Here is a 20,864-nt window from a genome sequence, read left to right on the forward strand (position 1 = left end):
GCCTTCAGCCACGGCATCCACCAGTGCCTGGGCCAGCAACTCGCCCGCGTCGAACTGCGCGTCGCACTCCCCGCGCTGCTCAACCGCTTCCCCACCCTGCGCCTGGCCGTCCCCGCCGACGAGGTCGCCCTGCGCCCGGAGACCGCCGACATCTACGGGGTCAAGAGCCTCCCGGTCACCTGGGACACCTGATCGCCCCAACCCGGAGAGCATCCGCGGCACGGCGGCCGGGGGTTCGGGATGGCGGCGCGCGCCTGCCGTGGCCCGGAACCCCACTGCCCCTTTCCCTCGTACGCGGGCCGCCCTCCGGGTAGGGGTCGGGTAGCGGCATGGAACGTTCCCTCGCCGATCACCCGGATTTCGGCAAGGAAGCGTGCGCCGGGACAGCGAAAGGAGATTAAATGGTTTCCAGGTAGGAAATAGGTACTAGGAGGTGATGTCCATGAAGCAGGTCATGGCGACGATCATCAAGCCGCTGCCCGATCATCTGTTCAGGGTGCACGGCAACAGCGCCGAGATGCGCTGGGAAGCCATGTCCGGGGTCGGCTACCACACCCCCACCGACCGGTTCTTCGTACGGAACCACACCGTCACCCCGCTCATCGACGTCACCACCTGGCGGCTGCGGATCCACGGCGCCGGAGTGCGATGTCCGCGCGACTTCGGCTACGAGGAGTTGCGCGCCATGCCGTCGCGGACGTTCGACGTGGCGATCGAGTGCGCGGGCAACGGCCGCCGCTTCTACCGGACTCAGCAGCACGACGGCGCGCCCGGCACGCAGTGGGGGCTCGGCGCGATCGGCGTGGCCCGGTGGCGAGGGGTGCCGCTGAAATACCTGCTCAAGCAGGTCGGTGTGTCGCCCTCGGCCGTGGACGTGCTGCCCACCGGACTCGACGAGCCGTTCGAGGACTACGGCCACGTACGCCGGCCGCTGCCCCTCGACAAGGCCATGGACGACGTCCTCGTCGCCTACGAAATGAACGGCGAACCGCTTCCGCCCGATCATGGATTCCCGGTGCGACTGGTGGTGCCGGGGTGGGTGGGAATTGCCTCGATCAAATGGCTCGGCGACATAGAAATTTCAACGAAGAAGCTCCTCACCCCCTGGAACAGGGTCTTTTACCCGGACGTCACGACGCAACCGGTGAAGAGCGCTTTCGAGCTCGCCTGGAATGCGCGCCTCCCCGTCACGGGCCCGCACATCCTGCGGGGGCGCTCCTGGTCGGGGCGGGGACGGATCGTCCGGGTCGAGGTCAGCTTCGACGGCGGACTGAGCTGGCGTCAGGCAGAACATCACGGACAGCACCTGGTCAGCGCGTGGCTGCCCTGGCACATAGCATGGGCGCCCCGCCATACGGGAGCCCGCGTCCTCATGGCACGCGCCACCGACGAGACCGGCGTCACCCAGCCCCTGACCACGCCCCGAAACCCCTTCGGATATCATTTCGACGCGGTCGTGCAACACCCCATTCACGTTGTCAATGGATAGGATAATGTCACCGATCCCGGCTGGGCCGGCCATTCCCTAAACGCCGGTACGGTCGGCCGGAATTCATCTGAAAGACTCGCGCAGAAACCTTCCGGAAATCCCCCCGTGTGATGCTGCCCAGACCACGGGAAAAAGGAGAGCCGATGCGCCAGCTGACCGCACTCGACGCCCAGTTCCTCAATGTCGAGACGGCGACCACCGCCGCGCACGTCGCCGGGCTGGCGCTCCTCGACTCGGCGGAGGGTTCGGTCAACAGGGACGCGCTGGCGCAGCTCCTGCTGGAGCGCGTCCATCTGTCGCCCGCGCTCAGCCTGCGGCTGGCGCAGGTGCCGCTCGGCCTGGACCACCCCTACTGGGCGGCCGATCCCGATTTCGACATCGACAACCACCTGTTCGAGATGACCTTGCCCGCGCCGGGCGACGACTGGCAGCTCGCCGAGGCGGTAGCGGAACTGCACGCCCGCCGGCTCGACCGTGCGCACCCGCTGTGGGAGATGCACCTGATCCACGGGCTGCCCGACGGCCTGGTGGCGGTCTACACCAAGGTGCACCACGCCGCCATCGACGGCATCTCGGGTGCGGAGACCCTCGCCACCCTGCTCGACCTCACCCCGGACGGCCATCTCGAGCGCAGAAGACTCCACGGCGCCCGCACGACCGCCAGGGCCGATCAGGCGGCGGAACCGTGCATCCTCGCCCAGGGCGATGAGCGGCCTTCGAGCGGAGGCGCCGAAGAGATCGGTCATGGGCCCGGCGGTGCCGCCGCTCCCGTTCCGAGGCGGGCCGGCGATGACGCTCCGGGCCTGTTCGGGATGCTGACCGGCGCCGCCGTACGCACGGCGACCCATCCCGTGCGCGCCGCGCACTCGGTCGTCAAGGCGGCGGGAGACCTCGACGCCATCCCGCTGGTCGCGAGCCTGCCCGGGGCGAAGCTGATCGCCAGGGCGGCCCGCGTGGTCACCCGCGACCAGCACCGGCGAACCGAGCTGCCCAGCCTGGCCGTCCCCCGCACCCCGTTCAACGGGCCCATCAGCGCCCGCCGTCACCTGTCGTTCGGCTCGCTGTCCCTCAAGGACGTCAAGAACGTCGCCAAGGCCAACGGCATGAGCGTCAACGACGTCGTCATGACCCTCTGCACGTCCGCCCTGCGCTCGTGGTTGCGGGAGCGGGACGCGCTGCCCGAGGAGCCGCTGATCGTGGCCGTTCCGGTCGCGGTCCGTACGGCGAAGGCCAAGGACCTGGTCGGGAACCAGATCTCCGCCATGGTCACCCCCATGCCCACGAACGTGCCCGACCCCAAGGAGCGCCTGCGGGCCGTCGCGAACGCCATGAGCCGGGCCAAACGGCGCTTCGCGCTGGCCCCCGCCACCTGGCTGAGCGAGTTGTGCTCGCTGCTGCCCGCCCCGGTCACGAGCCTGGCCACGCCGGCGATCTTCCGGCTGGCGGGGGTGGCGTTCCCGCCGATCAACCTGATCATCAGCAATGTGCCGGGGCCGCAGTTCCCGTTGTACCTGTGCGGTGGCAGGGTGTTGTCGTATTACCCGCTGTCGGTCCTGACGGACATGAGCGGCGGCGTCAACATCACCTGCTTCTCCTACGACGGCATGCTCGACTTCGGCATCGTGGCCTGCCCTGACCGGATGGACGACGTGTGGGGGCTGCTGCGCCACCTGCGTACGGCGCTCGATGAGCTGCTAGACGAGCGAGTGGGCGATGAGTTCCGCGACCGCGTCGGGGTCGATCTGGTGACCGGTTAACTGGCAGAGGTTCTCCTGGTAGAGCAGGACGGCGGCGAACGTGGCCGCCGCCACCTCCAGCCTGGCCGCGTCGCCGCGCGCCCCGGGCAGGGCCAGCTCGAGTGCGAACCTGGCGCGGCTGATCAGCTCACCGTTGAGGCGGCCCAGGCGCTCCTTGACCGAGCCGTGCGTGTCGGCCTCGCGGAACAGGATGCGCCGCATCGCCGGTGAGGCCCGCAGTGGCAACCCGCGGGCGAGGCGGGACAGCGTTCCGGCGGGGTCGCCGGGCACCGCGTCGATCTCGTGCCCCTCCTCGACCAGCGTGCGCTCGTCGACGAGGGCGACCAGGACGTCGATCTTTCGGGGAAAGTAGTGAAAGATCAGCCCCTTGGGGACTTCGGCCAGTCTGGCGATGACCGCGGTCGGGGTGGCCTCATAGCCGCCGCCCGCGAACAACTCCTCCGCCGCATCCAGGATGCGCGTGCGCGCGTCACCGATCACCACAGCTCGCACCCTAGCGCCACCAGCGACTTCCTCACCATGACGAGACGGCGAGAGCCCCGTGCCGAAAAGGGGCCGGACAACAAACCGGGCGAGTCGACCATGTAGCATATGAGACGAAAATGTCGCAAACGATACGAGGGTGTGCAGACGAATGACCAGCCGCGAGCAGATCATGAAGGCGGCGATCCAGCACCTCAACGAGAACCCGATCGCCTCCATGGCCCAGTTGGCCGAAGCCGTCGGCATCAGCCGGGCGACCCTTCACCGCCAGTTCAGCAACCGTGACGAGCTCATGCTCGCCCTGGGCCACCGCGCCCACGACAAGTGGGAGCAGGTCCAAAGCAGCACGGGCATGGTCGAGGCGACCGGCTCCGCGGACCCGGCGGTGATCGAGCGGACGTTGCGGGCGCTGATGACCGGCCTGATCGAGGTGGCCGACGAGTACGGGTTCGGCCTGACCGACTACGCCATGGCCGTACACCCTGAGCTGCAGCGTCGCGTCGACGAACTGGAGGAGCGGGAGATCGCGTTCTACGCCGCCGCCCAGCGTGCCGGACTGCTGCGGTCCGACATGCCCGCCCGCTGGGTGAGCAACGTCGTGTACGGCCTGCTCGTGAGCGTGCGCGAGAGCCTGCGGCGTGGGGACGTCGCGCGCCGCGACGTGTCACGGCTGTTCCTGGTCACCTTCCTGAACGGCACCGCCGAACCCCGGGAGAGATCATGACGATCACCGATGCGACGGCCGTCCCGGCGCGGCGGCGCTGGGCGGGGCTGGCCGTGCTGTCGGCCAGCGTGCTGCTCGTGGTCATGGACATGACCGTGCTGAACGTCGCCCTGCCCGCCATCTCCGAGGACCTGCGGCCCGACTCGATCGAGTTGCTGTGGATGGTGGACGCGTACGCCCTGGTGCTGTCCGGGCTGCTGGTCACCGTGAGCGCGCTCGGCGACCGGTGGGGGCGCAAGCGCATGCTGCTGACCGGGTTCGGGGTGTTCGGGGCGGCCTCGCTGGCGGTGCTGGCGGCCGACAGCCCGCTGGAGGTCATCGCCGTGCGGGCGCTGCTCGGAGTGGGCGGGGCGATGATCATGCCGTCCACGCTGTCCATGATCCGGAACCTGTTCACCGACCCCGGCGAGCGCGCCAAGGCGCTGGGCGTGTGGGCGGCGATGGCCGCCGTCGGGGCCGCGCTGGGGCCGATCGTGGCCGGGTTCCTGCTGGAGCACTTCAGCTGGCACTCGGCGTTCCTGGTCAACGTGCCCGTCATGGTGGTCGCGATCGCCGCCGGGCTGTTCCTGCTGCCGGAGTCCAGGAACCCCGACCCCGGCCGATGGGACGTGCTCGCCACGGTGCTGTCGATGGCGGGCATGGTGGCCCTGCTGTACGCGGTCAAGAACTTCGGCAAATACGGCCTGGCCGACCCCGGCGCCCTGGTGGCGGCCGTGGTGGCGGTGGTGGCGCTGGGCTGGTTCGTGGCGCGCTGCCTGAGCAGGCCGGATCCGCTGCTGGAGATCAGGCTGTTCCGCAGCGCCCCCTTCTCGGCGGGCGTGGTGACGGCGCTGACCACGTCGATCGCGATGGCGGCGGTGTTGCTGCTGCTCGCCCAGTGGATGCAGCTCGTCCAGGGCTACCCGCCGCTCGAGACGGGCCTGCGCCTGCTGCCCGCCGCTGCGGCCGCCATCATCGCCTCTCCCCTGGCCCCGGTCCTGGCGGCGCGCATCGGCGCCCGTACGGTGCTCGCGGGCGGGCTGGCGCTGACCGGCCTGGGGTTCCTGCTGGTGTACCTGGCGCCGGCCCCGCTCGGCTACGGCCCGGTCGCGGGCGCGCTGGTGCTGATCGGCGCGGGCAACGGCTCGCTGGCGATCGCCTCCGCCGCCATCATGTCGGGTACGCCCGCCGCGAAGTCCGGCAGCGCGGCGGCCATCGAGGAGACCAGCTACGAGATCGGCGGCGCGCTCGGCGTGGCCGTCCTGGGCAGCGTCGCGGCGGCCGTCTACCGGGGAGAGCTGGCGTACGCGGGCCCGGCGGCCGGCGTCGTACGGGAATCGCTGGGCGGGGCGCTCGGCGTGGCCAAGGAGCTCGGCCCGGCGGCCGGGCACCTGGCCGCGCAGGCCAGGCGGGCGTTCACCGAGTCGCTGATCCTGACCAGCGGAGCGGGGGTCGCGCTGATGCTGGCCGGCACGCTGATCGTCTGGTTCCTCACCCCACGCGTACTCGACGTCACGGCACAGCACCACTGAGCCGGGGGTCAGCCCTCGGGGCCGGCCACCTGTTCGGCCACGCGGCCGATCCGGGCCAGGCGGGCCAGGGCGGGGCGGGAGAGCACCTCGCCGATGTCGTGCAGGGCGACGATCAGCTCCTCCACCCCGTCCAGCGGCATGTCCCGCTCCCTGTGCAGCAGGATCTGCCGGTACTCCTCCCGCGACACCACCCGCCCCGGCAGCTCGATCGGCTCGTCCTCGGCCCGGAACAAGGCGGGCACGGAGGTGTCGAGGGCCAGGGCGAGGGCGGTCAGCTCGGCGGCGGTGAACGAGCGCTGGCCGCGTTCGGCCTGGTGGACGGCCTGGCGGCTCCAGGGCCGGTCGAGATAGCCGCCCAGCGCCTCGCCCAGCTCGGTCAGCGACAGCCGGCGCTCCGCCCGCAGGCGCGCGATCTGCAACCCGATGGCCTCTTCGACCCTCATCCGTCATCCCCCACCCTGTCATTCCCCACAGTGACGCCGACAGCCACCCATTGACAACTCTCCGCGGCCGACGCTAAGGTAAATGTACAGATTTCCCCGTCAACGTGGCCAATGACACGTGGCCGATGGTGAGGCGCGAGATGCAGGACATCGTCCTTGAGGTGCTCGGACCGGCCGGTGACTGTGCGGTGATCCGGATCGGCGGAGAGGTCGACGTGTTCACCGCCCCCAAGCTCCGCGAGCAGATCGTGGACCTCGCGGCCAAGGGCGTGGTGCACGTCGTCGCCGACCTGAGCGGCGTGGAGTTCCTCGACTCGACCGGCCTGGGCGTGCTCGTCGGGGGCCTGAAGCGGCTCCGCACGCACGACGGCTCGCTCGCGCTGGTCATGAACACCGACCGCATCTCACGAATCTTCCGGATCACCGGGCTCACGGCCGTCTTCCCCTCCCACCCCTCGGTGCGGGAGGCGATCGCGGCGGATCCGCACTGGGTGCGGGAGACCGAGCGCGCGGCCGGAAGCGTCGAGGAGTGGTGCGGGCAGCACGACCTGGCCTGATCCTGGTCTGATCCCGGTCTAGTCCCGGTCTAGTCCCGGGAGGCCTCGTCCAGGAGGGTCAGCTCTTCGGCGCTGAGCGTCAGCGCCGAAGCCTCCAGCAGCGGGCGCAACTGCTCGACGTCGCGGGCGCTGGCGATCGGCGCCGTGACCGTCGGCTGGGCGGCGAGCCAGGCCAGCGCCACCGAGGCCGGCGCGACCTGGTGCCCGTCCGCGATCCTCGACAGCGCCTTCAGCGTCCTGGGGCCGCGCTCGGTCTCCAGGTACCGGGCCGCCATCCCGGCCCGCGGGCTGTCCACGGTGACGCCGGGGGCGTACTTGCCGGTCAGGAAGCCGCGCGCCAGCCCGAAGTACGGCGTGCTCGACAGCCCCTCGGCGGCCACCACGTCGCGCAGCTCGCCCTCGTAGCCGCGCTCGACCAGGTTGTACGGCTGCTGCAGCGCCACATACCTGACCAGCCCCTCCGCATCGGAGATCTTGAGCGCCTCCGCCAGCCGCGCCGCGCCGTGGTTGGACGCGCCGACGTAACGGACCTTGCCCTCCTTGACCAGCGCGTCGAACGCGGACAGCGACTCCACCATCGGCGTGTCGTGGTCGTCCACGTGCGCCCAGTAGAGATCGATGTAGTCGGTACGCAGCCGCCGCAGCGAGTCCTCGACCGCCGTCCTGACCGTCGCGGGAGCCAGCCCCTTCAGCCCCTCCAGCATGCCGACCTTGGTGGCCAGCACGAGTGAGTCACGGTTGCCGCGCTCGGCCAGCCACTCGCCGATGATCGTCTCGGAGGTGGACTCCCCCGTCGCCCAGTACGGGTAGACGTCCGCGGTGTCGATGAAGTTGCCGCCACCCTCGACGTACGCGTCCAGGACCGCGAACGAGGTCTCCTTGTCCGCCGTCCAGCCGAAGACGTTGGTGCCGAGCGATATCGGGAAAACGGACAGAGCCGTGGTGCCTATTGATCTCATCCCGCTATTATCCGCGCATCCAACAAGGAGGCTCGATGCGGCCCCGGTTACGTGGATGCCTGGTCGGCGCGCTGATCGCCGCCGGACTGTTCGTGCTCGGCGTGGTGGCCCTGTGGCCCGACGCCCCCGAGCGGGAGAGACCGAAACCCTCGGCCCCGGCGGTGGAGGAGCGGCGGCTCGACGAACGCAGGATGGAGCTGGCGATCCGGTCGGAGGCGCTCGGCGCCACCACGAAGGTCCGCCTGCTGCTCCCCCGCGGCTGGGAGTCGCGTACCGACTGGCCGGTGTTGCTGCTGCTGCACGGCGGGCTGGACGACCACACCTCCTGGACCGCCAAGACCGACGTCGAGGCGCTCACCCGCGACACCGGCGTGCTGGTCGTGATGCCGGACGGCGGCAGGTGCGGCAGCTACTCCGACTGGTGGAACGGCGGCGAGGGCGGCCCGCCGCGCTGGGAGAGCTACCACCTCAAGGAGTTGCTGCCGCTGCTCGAGTCCCGCTACCGGGCGGGCGGGCGGCGCGCCGTGGCGGGCTACTCGATGGGCGGCCAGGGCGCCATGCTGTACGCCGCCAAGGGCCGTTTCGAGGCGGCGGCCTCGTTCAGCGGCGCCGTGCACATCCTGGCCCCGGGCGTGCCGCAGGCGGTGATGGCCGGGACCACGATCGGCTGCTTCGGCACCGACTGGAAGCGCGTCTGGGGCGACCCGGAGGCGCAGCGCGACGTCTGGCGCGCCCACAACCCCTACGACCAGGCCGACCGGCTCGAAGGCGTGCGGCTGTACGTGGCCGCCGGGGAAGGCGACCTCGTCGAGGACCTGGCGAACAGGGCGGCCAGGGCGTTCATTGGGCGGCTCAAGGAGCTGAACATCCCGGTACGCACCCACTTCTACCGAGGCGGGCACAACCACACGTACTGGCAGCGGGAGCTGCACCGCGCCTATCCGATGCTCATGGCGGCGATCGGAGCGCGGTGAGGCCGCTCAACTGACCCGGTTCACCAGCGAGTCGCACAGGGCGCGCAGGTCCACCGCGCCCGGCAGGCACATGTCCATGAGGTGGACGGCAGCCGAGAGGTGCCGCTCCGCCAGCATCTGAGCGGCCTCCCTGCCTCCGGCCTCCTCGGCGAGGCGGGCAGCGTGCCGTACGGTGGCGTCGTCCGCCGTCCCCGAGACGAGGAGGGCCGACAGCTCGCGGGCGGCCGTCCCCTGAGAGCCCAGGGCGGCGAGGACCGGGTACGTCTTCTTGTCACGGCGAAGGTCGCTGTGCACGGGCTTGCCGGTGATGCCGGGGTCGCCCCAGATACCCAGCATGTCGTCCACGATCTGGAACGCCACGCCGAGGTGACGGCCCATCTCCCACATGCGGTCGGCGAGTTCGGGAGCGCCTCCGGTCGCGACGCCGGCCGCCGCGGCGGCCCCCAGCAGACCGCCGGTCTTGGCCGTGACCATCTCGACGTACTCGGCGGTGGAGACCTGGTCGGGGCCGTCCCAGGGGCGCTGTTCGAAGGCCATGTCGGCGGTCTGCCCCTGGACGAGCTCGACGAGTGCCGTCGACAGGTAGCCCATGGCCTCCGGCCGGTCGGCGAGCTGCCTGACGGCCAGGGCCAGGAGCGCGTCGCCGGTCAGCAGCGCGGGGCCCACGCCGTACGCCTTCCAGAGAGCCTCGCGGTGCCTGCGCCGTTCGTCATTGTCGATGATGTCGTCGTGTACCAACGAGAACGCGTGCACCAGCTCGACGGCCACCGCCACCGGCAGCGCCGACTCCGCGCCGCCCCCGGCCGCCTCCGCGCTGAGCAGCGCGATCGCGGGCCGCAGGCCCTTGCCGCCCCCGTGATCATGAGACCCGCCGTCGATGTCGGACCAGCCGAGGGTGAACGCCGCCATCTTGGCGCCCCAGGGATGCAGGACGGAGACGGCCTCGCGGAGCGCGGGATCGAACAGCCTCCGGCAGCGGGCGATGACCTCGCCGCCGACAGCCCCGCCGACAGCCCCGCCGGCCTCTCCGCCGGGCCGGACGGGGGCCGGGTGGCCGACATCCATGCGCTCTCCTACGTTAGTACGATCTTGAACTTACACGGAGAGTCGTGTGATACTCCACGGACAGTTTAACTTTTGTCAGGAAATGTCCGTCATGTGAGACGGATGTGATGGAGGTCCGGTGTCGTTCGGCGGCGTGCCGACCCGTCAAGCCCCAACTCTTCCCTTTCTCCGCTCGTTGACGAGACACGTACGCGTCCCCTTACGCGCCTTCGAGGAGGCCAGTGACCGGGCGAACGGCGAGCTGGTCAGGCTCAACATGGGCCCGTTCCGCCCGTACCTGGTCACGCACCCCGACCACGTCCAGCACATCCTGAAGACGAACCAGCCCAACTACATCCGGGCGGGCATGTTCTGGGACCCGCTCGGCCCCCTCCTCGGTCAGGGCATCCTGTCCGACGGCGCAGGCTGGACGGCCAGCAGGAGCATCCTTCAGCCGATGTTCACCGCCCGGTACGTCGACTCGCTGACCCAGCGCATGGCCCAGATCGTCACCGAACTCATCGACACGACCGTGGCGCCCGGCCGCCCCATCGACATCGCCGAGACCATCTCCGCCCTGGTCCACCCCACGATCGTCCGGCTGTTCCTGGGCGCCACGATCTCCGACTCGGACATCGAACGGCTGGCGCCCGCATACGACACCGGCGTGACCTCCCGCTCGATCCGGCTGCTGCTGCCGTTCGTGCCCCAGGGATTCCCCATGCCCGGCGACAGCGCGTTCCGGCAGGCGATCAAGACCATCGACGAGGTCGTCTACCCCCGCATCCGGTACGCGAAGGCGCGCGGCGCGGGGGCGAACGACCTGGTCTCCCTGCTGTGCCAGGCGAGAAGCGGCGAGCCGGACGCGGACCGGCTGATCCGCGACGACATGGTCGCCATCCACGGCGCCGCCACCGAGACCTCCGTCACCGCGCTGACCTGGGTCTGGCCGGTGCTGGCCGAGCGGCCGGAGATCGCCGCGAAGGTGTACGAAGAACTGGAGCGGGTGGTCGGACCCGGCCCTGTCACCATGGCGCACCTGCCCGAGCTGACCTACCTGCGCATGTTCGTGGACGAGCTGATCCGCCTCTACCCGCCGGGCTGGATCCTGCCCCGCACGGTGGTCCAGAGCGACACCGTCGGCGACGTGAGGATCCCGGCCGGCGCCACGGTGGTGCTGAGCCCGTTCCTGACCCAGCGGCTGCCCGCGTTCTGGGAACGTCCGCTGGAGTTCGACCCGGAGCGGTTCGCGCCGGAGAACGGGCGCCGCCGACACCGGTACGCCTACTTCCCGTTCGCGGCGGGACCGCACTCCTGCCTGGGGCCGCGCCTGTTCCTGATGGAGGCGCTGCTGCTGATCGCCGGAATCCTGTGCCGCTACCGGCCGGTGCTGCACGCCGACGGCCCGGTCGTCCCCCGGCTGGCCTCGACGCTGCGCCCGCCCGCCGGGCTGTCCATGACACTCGTCCCCGTGAGACCGACGTGAGCGGCCTCACCACGGCGGCGGACCTCGGCCGGACCTCGGCGCTGGGCGTGGAGTCCGCGCGCGACCTGGCCCGGCACGCCGCCGCGCACCCCGGCCTCTTCCCCGCCAGACCCTTCGACCCCGGCTTCTTCCACTCGCTCGGCCTGGCCGGCGCGTTCGGCTCGCCCTGGGCCACAACGCGGGAGCTGCGGACGGTCAACCGCGCGGCACTGTGGGTCTTCGCCGCAGACCTGCAGATCGACCACGTCGCCACCTCGCGGGACGAGGTCGCCGCGCTGGTCGCCGGCTGCCTGGCCGTGGCCGGCGGGCAGGACCCGGACTGCCCGCTCACCCGCTTCCTGTCCGAACTCCGGGACGATCTCGATGGCGACCCGCGCTGGCGCGACCAACTCCGGCGCATGCTCACCGCGATGGAGCGGGAATGGGCCTGGCGCGAGTCCGGGGCCGTGCCCGGCCTGGACGACTACCTCGCGAACGCGGACAGTTGCGGCTCCTCCTTCGTCAACCTCTCGCACTGGCTGTCCACCGGCGACCCGTGGACACTGGCCCACCTGGACCGGGTACGCGCGGCGGGCGACGAGGTACAGCGTTATCTGCGGCTGCTGAACGACCTGAGCACGTACGACAGAGAAGCCCGTTGGGGCGACGCCAACGCCCTGACGCTGGGCGCCGACCGTACCGAAGTGACCGGGCGCATGGCCCGGCACTCGCGCGCGGCGGCCGAGCTGATCGCCCCGCTGTTCACCACCGCGCCGAGGACGGCGCTCTACCTGGAGCGGCAGATGGGCTTCAACACCGGCTTCTACGGCATCGCCGATTATTGGGGAGAGTTGTGAACGTCACCCGCGAGGCCGGCAGCCTGGTGGCCACGCTGATGTTCAAGCCGTGGGGCCAGGTGTCGGCTTCCGTGTACGAGACGGGACGGCTCGTCACCCTGGCTCCGTGGCTGACCGGGCATCGGGAGCGGGTCGCGTACCTGCTGCGCACCCAGCGCGCGGACGGGTCGTGGGGCGGCCCTGGCGGCTACGGCGTGGTGCCGTCGCTCAGTGCCACGGAGGCCCTGCTCACCGTCGCCTCCGGCGCCTGCCGGGAACTCAAGGCCCTGGAGAGCGTGGCGGAGGCCGCGCGGAGAGGGCTGGCGGCGCTGCACGAGCGGCTGCCCGAGACCACCGACCTGCCCGACATGCCGGCCGTCGACCTGATCGTCCCCGCGCTGGTCGGCCTCATCAACGCGCACGGCGCGAGCACGCCCCTCCCCCTGCCGCCCGGCCTCGACCACAGCCGTCTCGAACGGGTCCGCCGCGCGGTCGAGTCCGGCGCGGAGCTGCCGGAGAAGCTGCTGCACGCCCTGGAGGTGACAGGTCTGGCCGCGGGCGGCGCGCGATCCGTGCGGCCGACGGTGATCGGCACGATCGGCGCCTCGCCGGCCGCGACCGCCGCCTGGCTGGCCAACATCACCTCGCTCGAGGCCGACTTCGCGCGCAACCACCTGGAGGCCGTCGTCAGCCGGTACGGCGGCCCGGTCCCCGTGGGGCTGCCCATCACGGTGTTCGAGCGAGGCTGGGTCCTGACCTGGCTGGCGCGGGCGGGCATCCCCGTCGAGGTGCCTCCGGAGATGGTGGCCGACCTCAGGGCGGCGATCGGACCGACCGGCACGCCCGCGGGTCCCGGGCTGCCCGCGGACGCCGACACCACGTCCGTCGCGTTGCACGCGCTGGCGCTGCACGGGATGGCGCGCGATCCGGAGAGCCTGCTGGCGTTCGACACCGGGGAGCACTTCTGCACCTGGCAGGGCGAGGACGGCTTCTCCATCAGCGTCAACGCGCACGTGCTGGACGCGTTCGGCTCGTACGCGGCCACCGACCCGGCCAGGGCGGGGGCGTACCGGGAGGTGCGGACGCGGCTGGCCGGGTTGCTCGCCGAGCGGCAGCGGCCGGACGGGAACTGGGCGGACCGGTGGCACGCCTCGCCGTACTACGCGACGCTGAGCTGCGTGCTCGCGCTCGGCGAGTACGGCGGCCCCGAGTACGCGAGGACCCTGGCCAGGGCGCGGGAGTGGGTGCTGGGCACGCAACGCGCGGACGGCTCGTGGGGGCGCTGGGACGGCACCCACGAGGAGACGGCGTACGCGGTGAAGACGCTGCTGCTGCCCGAAAGGACGCGAGGGCTCCCGGTCGACGGACGGTACGCACGGGCGGCGGCACGAGGCCAGGAGTACCTGCAGCGTAGAGGTGAAATGTTGGACTATCCGTCGCTATGGCATGACAAGGACCTTTACACTCCTATAGCCATCGTACGAGCTGCGATCCTGGCGGCCCTACACCTGGAAGCCCAGGTAATAGAATACCGGTAAATCCGGACTTAATACCACGTATTAGGATTTACCCGCCTTGAGCAGGCTATGCGGCATTGCTAGGGTAGCCCGGGTGCCGAATCTCAGAAATACCCGCGTGAGTCTTGACATCCGACTTAACGCGACCCTCTGACCTGGACGGTTAAATATGCGTTTGCGCAACTCAAGCGTGCGGGCAAAGGTGACAGCCCTGCTGGTGTCACTGGTCGCACTGTGGGGTTTCGCCGCCTGGGTCACTCTGCGCGAGGGCGTGAACCTGGTCGGAGCCACCACTGTCGACAGCGGCGCGGTGCAGCCCAGCGAGCGCCTCCTCGCGGAGCTCCAGCGCGAGCGGCGCCTCACGCTGGAGTCCCTCGGCAGCTCGGCGCGGCTGCCTGACAAGTCCCTGCGTGACCAGCGGGCCAAGACCGACGCGGCGAACGATGTGCTCGTGGAGTCCGCGACGAGCGCCAGCATCCGGTTCGCGGCCGACGCCGCGCTGGAGCGCCGCATCGACGAGGCGATCCAGACCGCCACCGGGCTCCGCGCGGCCAGGAAGTCGATCGACGGCGGGCGGCTCGACCGTGCCGAGGCGGCCATCGCGTACAACAAGGTCATCGACTCTCTCTACCGGTTGTTCGACTCCGTGGCCTCGCTGGACGACAAGGAGATCGCCAAGGACGCGCGTACGATGCTGGCGATCAGCCAGTCGAGCGAATATCTGGCCCGTGAGGACGCCCTCGTCGCCGGAGTGCTGGCCAAGGGCGGGTTCACGCGGGCCGAGCACACCGAGTTCATGCAGCTTTCCGGGTTCTACCGCATCTCTCTGGACAAGGCGGCGGCCCACCTCGTGCCCGAGGACTCGGCGGCGTACCAGATCTGGGCGAAGAGCCGCGCGGTGGCGCAGTTGCGCGGGCTGGAGCAGCGGCTGGCCCAGCAGCCGGACATCGGCGTCATGCCCGCCGTGACCAGCGCCGAGTGGCGCGCCGCCACCGAGCCCGCCCGTGCCTCGCTGGAGAAGCTCATCGCCGACGGCGGTGACCGGCTGGTCGATCGGGCCATACCCGGCGCCGTGGGCGTGATCATCCGGCTCCTGCTGGCCGGTGGCCTGGGCCTGGTGGCCGTCGTCGCCTCCATCGTCTTGTCGATCACCACGACCCGGCAGTTGCTGGCGCAGCTCAAGAAGCTGCGTGACGCGGCGCACGAGCTGTCGGACGACCGGCTGCCCGGCGTGGTCGAGCGCATCGGCCGCGGCGAGGAGGTGGACCTGGCCAAGGAGGTGCCGGCGCTGGACTTCGGCGACGACGAGATCGGCCAGGTGGGCCAGGCGTTCAACACCGTGCAGCGCACCGCGATCAGCGTCGCCGCCGAGCAGGCCGAGCTGCGCCGCAGCATCCGCGACATCCTGCTCAGCCTGGCGCGCCGGACGCAGGGCCTGGTGCACCGGCAGCTCACCGTGCTGGACGTCATGGAGCGCCGCGAGACCGACCCCGAGGAGCTGAAGGAGCTCTTCCGGCTCGACCACCTCGCCATCCGCATGCGCCGCAACGCCGAGAACCTGATCGTGCTGTCCGGCTCCTCCCCCGCCCGTACGTGGCGGCGCTCCGTCCCCATGGTGGACGTGGTCCGCGGCGCCCTGGCCGAGGTCGAGGACTACACGCGCGTCACGCTCATGCCGATGGGCGAGGTGGTGCTGGTCGGCCGGGCCGTCGGTGACGTCATCCACCTGCTGGCCGAACTGATCGAGAACGCCGTGTCGTTCTCGCCGCCCTACACGAACGTGCAGGTCAGCGGCCAGCTCGTGGCCAACGGGTACGTGATCGAGATCGAGGACCGCGGTCTGGGCATGAAGCCCGAGGACCTGGACACGGCCAACGAGCGCATCGCGGACCCGCCCGAGTTCCGCATCACGGGCACCGCCCGCCTCGGGCTCTACGTGGTCAGCCAGCTCGCCAGGCGCCACGAGATCCAGGTCGTGCTCAAGCCGTCGCCGTACGGTGGCACGACGGTCGTGGTGCTGCTGCCGCAGGAGCTCGTCCAGCTCGACCCGACGCCGGAGCCGCGTGACGGCGACGGCAGGGACCGGCTGCCGCGCAGGCCCACGTCCGTGGCGACGGCGACGCGGCCGTCCACCGCCGAGAACGTGCGCACGCTCAAGCCCGCCCGCCCCACCTCAGTGCCGGCGCCCACCCCGCTGCCGGTGCCGCCCCAGCTTCCCACCCCGCTGCCCACCCCGCTGCCCACCTCGCGGCCCGCGCCGGCCCCTGCCTCCCAACCCGAGCCAGAACCCTCGCCCGCACCAGAACCACGAACCACCGAACCACCGGCCGAACCGGAGCGACCTGTGGCCGAGTTCACACCCTCTGGGCTGCCGCTCCGTGTGCCGCAGGCCAGCCTGGCGCCAGCGCTGCGTGACGACATGCCCACGCAGCCCGACCTCGAGGAGGACGATGAGGAGCGCTCGCCGGAGGAGATCCGCGCGATGATGGGATCTCTTCAGTCAGGCACCCGTCTTGGCCGGTCCCAGGCTGCCAAGATGTTGGACGAGCAATCGGGAGGTGAGGCATGACCCCTACCTCGGGAACCGACCTGAACTGGCTGCTCGATGACCTTGTCGGCCGGGTCAAGGAGGCCGACCACGCCATCGTGCTGTCCTCGGACGGCCTGCTGATGGCCTCGTCCGCCGGGTTGCAGCGGACCGACGGCGAACATCTGTCCGCCGTCGCCTCCGGGCTGCAGAGCCTGGCGAAGGGCGTCTCGGATCACATTTCGGCAGGCCAGGTCCGCCAGACGGTCGTGGAGTGGAAGAACCAGTTCCTCATCGTGACCAACGCCGGCGAGCGGGCGTGCCTGGCCGTGCTGTGCGCCCAGAACGCCGACATCGGGCTGATCGCGTACGAGATGGCGATGATGGTGGCCCGGGTGGGTCAATATCTCACCTCGGGTGCGCGCAACGCCGAGGCCATCGCCAGGAGCGACCGGTGAGAGACGAGCCCACGGACGAGCACTGGGTGGATCCGGAGATCATCCGGCCCTATGTCGTGACCCGTGGCCGTACCCAGCCTGCGCACGGCAGGTTCGACCTGATCTCCATGGCCTTGGCGGTGGGCCCGCCGCCCGGCCCCGACGCCGGGCTGGACCCCGAGCACCTGCGGATCCTCCAGCTCTGCCGCGAGCCCAAGTCCGTCGCGGAGATCGCCGCTTACCTGAACTTACCCGCAGGCACGATCCGGGTGCTGCTCGGCGACCTGTTCGACCGCGAACTCGTCTCTGCCCAGGAACCACAATCCGAGGTGGACATGCATGACATAAAGATGTACAGGGCGGTGCTCGATGGTCTTCGCTCGCTCTGAGCGCCCGCGCCTGCCGACGGCGATCAAGATCCTGGTCGCCGGCGGGTTCGGGGCGGGCAAGACGACGATGGTGGGGGCGGTCTCCGAGACCCGGCCGCTGCGTACCGAGGAGGTGCTGACCGACCGCGGGATCGGCGTCGACGACCTCACCTCCGTGGAGGCCAAACGGACCACCACCGTCGCCATGGACTTCGGCCGCATCACGCTGGGCAACGACTATGTCCTGTACCTGTTCGGCACGCCGGGGCAGGAGCGCTTCTGGTTCGTGTGGGACGAGCTGGCGGAGGGCTCCCTGGGCGCCGTCATCCTGGCCGACACCCGCCGCCTGGCGGACTGCTTCCCGTCGGTGGACTACTTCGAGCGGCGCGGCACCCCGTTCGTGGTGGCGGTGAACTGCTTCGAGGACGCGCCGACGTTCGAGCTGGACGAGGTACGCCTGGCGCTGCAGCTCAGCCCGTCGATCCCGATCATCATGTGCGACGCCCGGAAGCGCGATTCGAGCCGGGAGGTGCTGATCGCCCTGGTCAAGCACTCGGCCCGGCTCCGCGCGGAGCCGGTCGGCAGCTGAGGAGGCCCGGCTCCCACAGGCCCGGCTCCCACGCGCCCGGCGCTGATCCGCGTCAGGCGTCGCCTGGGAGCCGGGCGCGGGCGGTATCGGGGGGACGCCGGGCTCGCGGCGCACGTCGAGCGCCTGCGGGAGCTGAGCGCGGACTTCGCGCGGCTGTGGGCGGAGCATCCGGTCGCGCGGATCCGGTCCCGGGTGTACGTGCTGCACCACCCGGTCGCAGGCGAGCTGACGCTGCACGGAGAGCTCGTCGCGCTGCCCGAGGGGCCGTCGTGCTGCGGGCTCGACCTGTCCGCCGCCGAGCCGGGCCCGTCGTCCGAGCAGGCGCTGCGACGGCTCGGCGGCGGGTGGCCCATGGGTGGCTCGGCGGCGGTGGTGGTTTGTCCCCCTCCTGAGCCGGTTCCCCGTCGGGCCGGGAAGCGGCGGGGGTGGGTCAGGAGCCGTGGGGTGAGGAGAGGCCGGCCTTGATGCCGATCACGCGGCCGTACTCGTCGAATTCGATCAGCGCCTCGAAGCCGGGCCCCGTGAGCCGGGCGTGGTCGCGCTCGAAGCCCACTCCGAGGCCGCGCTTGACGGCGTAGCCGTGCAGGGCGCGGCGGTGGTCGGTCAGGCGCAGGCCGGTGAGCGCCTGCTGGATGACGCGCATGACGCGGGCCGGCTCGGGGGGCGGGAGCTGGAAGCTCGGGTGTTCGACGAGGAACGCCACGCGGGTGCCGCCGCCGGCGTCGCCGTTGTACGAGGTCCAGCTCCCCGTCACCGCCTTGGCCGCCTCGGTGAGGAGGCCGGCGACCAGGTGCGGCTCCGAGGGCGAGCCGGGCAGCGCGCCGAAGGGGACCTCGGCGGAGGCGAGTTCGGGGATGCCGTACTGCTGCCCGAAGTCGCGCAGCCGGGTGGACGTCTCGGTCAGCGGCTGGGGGAAGCCGGACGGGTTCGCCCAGGCCCAGAGCCACGAATCCGGCCCGGGGGCGGCGCTGCCGAGGAGCTGGAAGCGGGTGCAGGTGATCGTGCCGCGGGAGGTGACGAACTCGAAGTGCTGCCGTTGGAGGTCGACGTTCCAGTTGTGGTCGGCGAGGACCTCTTCGAGGTGCAACTGGTGCTCGAGCGAGAGCAGGGCCGCGTCGTCGAGGAGGTTCGCGAAGGTAAGCGGATCTGACACGTCCCGCAGACTACGGGGTGAAACGGACAAAAGTCAGTTAATCGCCTCTGTGAGCATCGTCAGGCCGCCCGCCACGAGACCGACGACGAGGATCAGCGGGCTGCCCTTGAGGGCCTCGACGGCGTGGAAGCGCAGGTCCCGGTACTCCTTCATGCCCTCCGTCCCGGGCAGGACCATGAGGCTCGGGCGCAGGCCGGCGATGACGAGCCAGTCGAGGACGACCAGGTCGTACAGCGACATGGTGGCGAACGCGGTCGCGGCGCAGGCGGCGGCCTGCCAGAAGCCCAGGTCGCCGCCGCCGAGCGAGGCGCGCAGGTCGAGCAGGGCGACGGTGAGGAGGGGGAGGAAGACCGCGCCCCAGAACAGGGCTCCCACCCAGACCGCCACCTTCCGCCCCCGGGCGCTCCTGGGCCGGCCGTAGCGCTCCTGGATGGCGGGCGGGTAGTCGCCGAGCAGGAAGTCCTTGCTGACCGCGAACCCCGCGAGCAGGGCGGCGGTGAACAGCAGGCTCATGACCAGGCCGTAGCCGGCTCCGTGGCTCAGGATCGCGTTCCAGTGCATGACGATGCCCCTTCGGGAGGTGGGTCGGGCGTGCCTGAGATCGGCCGCGCTCCACCTTAAAGTCAACGGTGTGTGAAGTTCAAGGCGCGTGGTTAGGATGAGCCGGACGGAGGCCGACGACGGCGGATCAGATGACGGGCCAGATGACGGACCAGGCGGGTGACACGGCGCTCGTCGTCACCGTGCCGGAGGCCGAGCCGCTGGTGCGGCGGTGGCGGGTGCGGGACATCGGCTTCATGGCGCACGTCACGGTGCTGGTGCCGTTCCTGCGGGTGGACCGGGTCGACGATGGGGTGCGCCGCGAGCTGCGGGAGCTGTTCGGGCGGCACCCGGCCTTCGAGGTGACCTTCCGCGAGGTCGGGCGCTTTCCCGGGGTGGTCTATCTGGCGCCGGAGCCCGCGGAGCCGTTCGTGCGGATGACCGAGGCGGTGGTCGGCCGCTGGCCGGAGGCGCCGCCCTACGGCGGGCGGCACGACGAGATCATCCCCCACCTGACGGTGTCGGACGAGGGCGCGGTGGAGCCGGCGGCCTTGGTGGGCGAGCTGCCGCTGACCGGCCGGGCCGCGGCAGTGACGCTGCTGGTGTGCGACGACCGCGGGCGCTGGGGCGAGGTCACCGCCTTCCCCCTGAGCCCTGCGGGGCCGTGAGCGAAACCCGTCGCGGGCCGGCCTCGAACGCCTGGGGAGCAGGCTAGGAAGCGATGTCGCGGTCGCTCAGGTACGTGTCCAGCGCCGCGGCCCCGCGCAGCATGGCCCGCCCGCGTACCGACAGCCGGCCGTGCCAGTCGCGCAGAGCCGTCTCCAGCGGCGCCAGCCCACCGGCCGCCCGCACCTGCGTGAGCAGCGGGGCGATCTGCTCCAGCAGGTAGCCGCCCCGCCGGAGCTGGTGCGCGAGCAGCACGTCACGCACATCGGCGGCGGCGTAGACGCGGTAACCGGTGCGCCGGTCCCGCCCCGGCCGTACCAGCCCGGCCCGCTCCCACTTGCGCAGTGTCGCGGGCCGGAGCCCGAGCCTCCTGGCCAGCGGCCCGATGAAGGTCACGGCGTCCTTCCCGGGCGGCTCCGGGGACTCCGGCGGCTCCAGGTCGCGGAGCGCGCGCTCGACGGCCAGCAAGGTGCTGCGGTCTTCGAGGAGCTGGGCGTGGCTCTCGTCGAGCAGCCGCAGCGCCTCGTCGAGCGCCCCCTCGTTGACCGCCCGCATGATCGAGGTCGCCGTGCGGTGCCCGTGCGCGGGCAGCAGGGCGGAGAACGCGCGCAGCGCCTGTGCGTGCAGCGGGGTGTAGGTGCGGTAGCCGCTGGCCGTGCGGGCGGCGGCCGGGAGGATGCCGGCCTCCTCGTAGTTCCTGATCGCCTGGGTGGACAGCCCGTGCTCACGCGCGAGGTCGACCGGCCGCATCGCCACCTCCATATTGAGGGTTCCGCCCGGGAGAACAGCCAAGAGGCGGCCAAAGTTTACACAATTGGTTCAACG

The 20,864-nt window shown here is 71.0% G+C and carries 22 protein-coding genes and 1 pseudogene; 16 read left to right on the top strand and 7 right to left on the bottom strand.

Annotation, left to right across the window (positions count from 1 at the left end; genetic code table 11):
• The 3 genes from AB0I15_RS26715 to AB0I15_RS26725 form a co-directional block, all read left to right on the top strand.
• Positions 1-192 (top strand): cytochrome P450 (locus AB0I15_RS26715; RefSeq protein WP_358100903.1); only part of this gene is annotated, 192 nt, incomplete at its 5' end.
• Positions 193-442: 250 nt separating this feature from the next.
• Complete coding sequence (locus AB0I15_RS26720) at positions 443-1,489, top strand: sulfite oxidase (protein ID WP_358100906.1); 1,047 nt, start codon at positions 443-445, stop codon at positions 1,487-1,489.
• Between the two features lie 143 nt (positions 1,490-1,632).
• On the top strand, positions 1,633-3,246 hold the full coding sequence (locus AB0I15_RS26725) for a wax ester/triacylglycerol synthase family O-acyltransferase (RefSeq protein ID WP_358100909.1): 1,614 nt from the start codon (positions 1,633-1,635) through the stop codon (positions 3,244-3,246).
• Here AB0I15_RS26725 and AB0I15_RS26730 read toward each other — a convergent pair.
• Positions 3,184-3,729: a TetR/AcrR family transcriptional regulator gene (locus AB0I15_RS26730; RefSeq protein WP_358100911.1), complete on the bottom strand. Its 546-nt coding sequence runs from the start codon at positions 3,727-3,729 to the stop codon at positions 3,184-3,186. The genes AB0I15_RS26725 and AB0I15_RS26730 overlap by 63 nt on opposite strands.
• 151 nt (positions 3,730-3,880) lie before the next feature.
• On the opposite strand from AB0I15_RS26730, the gene AB0I15_RS26735 reads away from it, so the two are divergent.
• Complete coding sequence (locus AB0I15_RS26735) at positions 3,881-4,453, top strand: helix-turn-helix domain-containing protein (RefSeq protein ID WP_358100914.1); 573 nt, start codon at positions 3,881-3,883, stop codon at positions 4,451-4,453.
• Entirely contained in the window at positions 4,450-5,964 is a 1,515-nt protein-coding gene (locus AB0I15_RS26740) for an MFS transporter (RefSeq protein WP_358100917.1), read from the top strand. Before AB0I15_RS26735 ends, AB0I15_RS26740 begins: the two co-directional genes overlap by 4 nt.
• A gap of 8 nt (positions 5,965-5,972) precedes the next feature.
• On the opposite strand, the gene AB0I15_RS26745 is transcribed toward AB0I15_RS26740, so the two are convergent.
• A complete protein-coding gene (locus AB0I15_RS26745; RefSeq protein ID WP_358100920.1) occupies positions 5,973-6,407 on the bottom strand; it encodes a helix-turn-helix domain-containing protein in 435 nt (144 codons plus the stop codon).
• Between the two features lie 140 nt (positions 6,408-6,547).
• Between AB0I15_RS26745 and AB0I15_RS26750 the strand changes: the two are divergent.
• A pseudogene (locus AB0I15_RS26750) lies at positions 6,548-6,886 on the top strand (STAS domain-containing protein); the annotation flags it as partial.
• A 107-nt stretch (positions 6,887-6,993) separates the two neighbouring features.
• Here AB0I15_RS26750 and AB0I15_RS26755 read toward each other — a convergent pair.
• A complete protein-coding gene (locus AB0I15_RS26755) occupies positions 6,994-7,923 on the bottom strand; it encodes an aldo/keto reductase (RefSeq protein ID WP_358100923.1) in 930 nt (309 codons plus the stop codon).
• 35 nt (positions 7,924-7,958) lie between these two features.
• On the opposite strand from AB0I15_RS26755, the gene AB0I15_RS26760 reads away from it, so the two are divergent.
• Positions 7,959-8,897 carry an alpha/beta hydrolase family protein gene (locus AB0I15_RS26760; protein WP_358100926.1) on the top strand — a complete coding sequence of 313 codons (939 nt, stop codon included), beginning with the start codon at positions 7,959-7,961 and terminating at the stop codon, positions 8,895-8,897.
• A gap of 6 nt (positions 8,898-8,903) precedes the next feature.
• Here AB0I15_RS26760 and AB0I15_RS26765 read toward each other — a convergent pair whose 3' ends face one another.
• Positions 8,904-9,962, bottom strand: coding sequence for a polyprenyl synthetase family protein (locus AB0I15_RS26765; RefSeq protein WP_358100929.1), 1,059 nt, complete (start codon positions 9,960-9,962; stop codon positions 8,904-8,906).
• Positions 9,963-10,137: 175 nt separating this feature from the next.
• Between AB0I15_RS26765 and AB0I15_RS26770 the strand changes: the two genes are divergently transcribed.
• The 8 genes from AB0I15_RS26770 (at position 10,138) to AB0I15_RS26805 (ending at position 18,145) form a co-directional block, all read left to right on the top strand.
• On the top strand, positions 10,138-11,427 hold the full coding sequence (locus tag AB0I15_RS26770; RefSeq protein ID WP_358100932.1) for a cytochrome P450: 1,290 nt from the start codon (positions 10,138-10,140) through the stop codon (positions 11,425-11,427).
• A complete protein-coding gene (locus AB0I15_RS26775) occupies positions 11,424-12,263 on the top strand; it encodes a terpene synthase family protein (protein ID WP_358100935.1) in 840 nt (279 codons plus the stop codon). Before AB0I15_RS26770 ends, AB0I15_RS26775 begins: the two co-directional genes overlap by 4 nt.
• Complete coding sequence (locus AB0I15_RS26780) at positions 12,260-13,780, top strand: prenyltransferase/squalene oxidase repeat-containing protein (protein ID WP_358100938.1); 1,521 nt, start codon at positions 12,260-12,262, stop codon at positions 13,778-13,780. The genes AB0I15_RS26775 and AB0I15_RS26780 overlap by 4 nt, the downstream gene beginning before the upstream one ends.
• Before the next feature lie 196 nt (positions 13,781-13,976).
• A complete protein-coding gene (locus tag AB0I15_RS26785) occupies positions 13,977-16,328 on the top strand; it encodes a nitrate- and nitrite sensing domain-containing protein (protein ID WP_358100941.1) in 2,352 nt (783 codons plus the stop codon).
• On the top strand, positions 16,325-16,744 hold the full coding sequence (locus AB0I15_RS26790) for a roadblock/LC7 domain-containing protein (protein ID WP_358100944.1): 420 nt from the start codon (positions 16,325-16,327) through the stop codon (positions 16,742-16,744). The genes AB0I15_RS26785 and AB0I15_RS26790 overlap by 4 nt, the downstream gene beginning before the upstream one ends.
• Entirely contained in the window at positions 16,741-17,112 is a 372-nt protein-coding gene (locus tag AB0I15_RS26795; protein ID WP_358100946.1) for a DUF742 domain-containing protein, read from the top strand. The genes AB0I15_RS26790 and AB0I15_RS26795 overlap by 4 nt, the downstream gene beginning before the upstream one ends.
• A complete protein-coding gene (locus AB0I15_RS26800) occupies positions 17,093-17,680 on the top strand; it encodes an ATP/GTP-binding protein (RefSeq protein WP_358100949.1) in 588 nt (195 codons plus the stop codon). The genes AB0I15_RS26795 and AB0I15_RS26800 overlap by 20 nt, the downstream gene beginning before the upstream one ends.
• A 63-nt stretch (positions 17,681-17,743) precedes the next feature.
• Positions 17,744-18,145, top strand: a complete 402-nt coding sequence (locus AB0I15_RS26805; RefSeq protein WP_358101406.1) for a hypothetical protein — start codon at positions 17,744-17,746, stop codon at positions 18,143-18,145.
• Here AB0I15_RS26805 and AB0I15_RS26810 read toward each other — a convergent pair.
• Both AB0I15_RS26810 and AB0I15_RS26815 read right to left on the bottom strand, forming a co-directional pair.
• On the bottom strand, positions 18,111-18,833 hold the full coding sequence (locus AB0I15_RS26810) for a DUF6882 domain-containing protein (protein ID WP_358100952.1): 723 nt from the start codon (positions 18,831-18,833) through the stop codon (positions 18,111-18,113). The genes AB0I15_RS26805 and AB0I15_RS26810 overlap by 35 nt on opposite strands.
• Positions 18,834-18,866: 33 nt before the next feature.
• Positions 18,867-19,394, bottom strand: coding sequence for a hypothetical protein (locus AB0I15_RS26815; protein ID WP_358100956.1), 528 nt, complete (start codon positions 19,392-19,394; stop codon positions 18,867-18,869).
• A gap of 143 nt (positions 19,395-19,537) precedes the next feature.
• Here AB0I15_RS26815 and AB0I15_RS26820 point away from each other — a divergent pair, with 143 nt between their 5' ends.
• Entirely contained in the window at positions 19,538-20,041 is a 504-nt protein-coding gene (locus AB0I15_RS26820; protein WP_358100959.1) for a 2'-5' RNA ligase family protein, read from the top strand.
• Positions 20,042-20,084: 43 nt separating this feature from the next.
• On the opposite strand, the gene AB0I15_RS26825 is transcribed toward AB0I15_RS26820, so the two are convergent.
• Positions 20,085-20,789, bottom strand: a complete 705-nt coding sequence (locus AB0I15_RS26825) for a TioE family transcriptional regulator (RefSeq protein WP_358100962.1) — start codon at positions 20,787-20,789, stop codon at positions 20,085-20,087.
• Between the last annotated feature and the right edge of the window lie 75 nt (positions 20,790-20,864).

The organism is Nonomuraea sp. NPDC050643 (genome assembly GCF_040654715.1).
In the GTDB taxonomy this organism is placed as follows: domain Bacteria; phylum Actinomycetota; class Actinomycetes; order Streptosporangiales; family Streptosporangiaceae; genus Nonomuraea.

Coding starts and splice junctions, on each gene's coding strand:
- AB0I15_RS26720 (WP_358100906.1), top strand. CDS start 443: ATGAAGCAGGTCATGGCGACGATCATCAAGCCGCTGCCCGATCATCTG.
- AB0I15_RS26725 (WP_358100909.1), top strand. CDS start 1,633: ATGCGCCAGCTGACCGCACTCGACGCCCAGTTCCTCAATGTCGAGACG.
- AB0I15_RS26735 (WP_358100914.1), top strand. CDS start 3,881: ATGACCAGCCGCGAGCAGATCATGAAGGCGGCGATCCAGCACCTCAAC.
- AB0I15_RS26740 (WP_358100917.1), top strand. CDS start 4,450: ATGACGATCACCGATGCGACGGCCGTCCCGGCGCGGCGGCGCTGGGCG.
- AB0I15_RS26745 (WP_358100920.1), bottom strand. CDS start 6,407: ATGAGGGTCGAAGAGGCCATCGGGTTGCAGATCGCGCGCCTGCGGGCG.
- AB0I15_RS26755 (WP_358100923.1), bottom strand. CDS start 7,923: ATGAGATCAATAGGCACCACGGCTCTGTCCGTTTTCCCGATATCGCTC.
- AB0I15_RS26760 (WP_358100926.1), top strand. CDS start 7,959: ATGCGGCCCCGGTTACGTGGATGCCTGGTCGGCGCGCTGATCGCCGCC.
- AB0I15_RS26765 (WP_358100929.1), bottom strand. CDS start 9,962: ATGGATGTCGGCCACCCGGCCCCCGTCCGGCCCGGCGGAGAGGCCGGC.
- AB0I15_RS26790 (WP_358100944.1), top strand. CDS start 16,325: ATGACCCCTACCTCGGGAACCGACCTGAACTGGCTGCTCGATGACCTT.
- AB0I15_RS26800 (WP_358100949.1), top strand. CDS start 17,093: ATGGTCTTCGCTCGCTCTGAGCGCCCGCGCCTGCCGACGGCGATCAAG.
- AB0I15_RS26815 (WP_358100956.1), bottom strand. CDS start 19,394: ATGCACTGGAACGCGATCCTGAGCCACGGAGCCGGCTACGGCCTGGTC.
- AB0I15_RS26820 (WP_358100959.1), top strand. CDS start 19,538: ATGACGGACCAGGCGGGTGACACGGCGCTCGTCGTCACCGTGCCGGAG.
- AB0I15_RS26825 (WP_358100962.1), bottom strand. CDS start 20,789: ATGCGGCCGGTCGACCTCGCGCGTGAGCACGGGCTGTCCACCCAGGCG.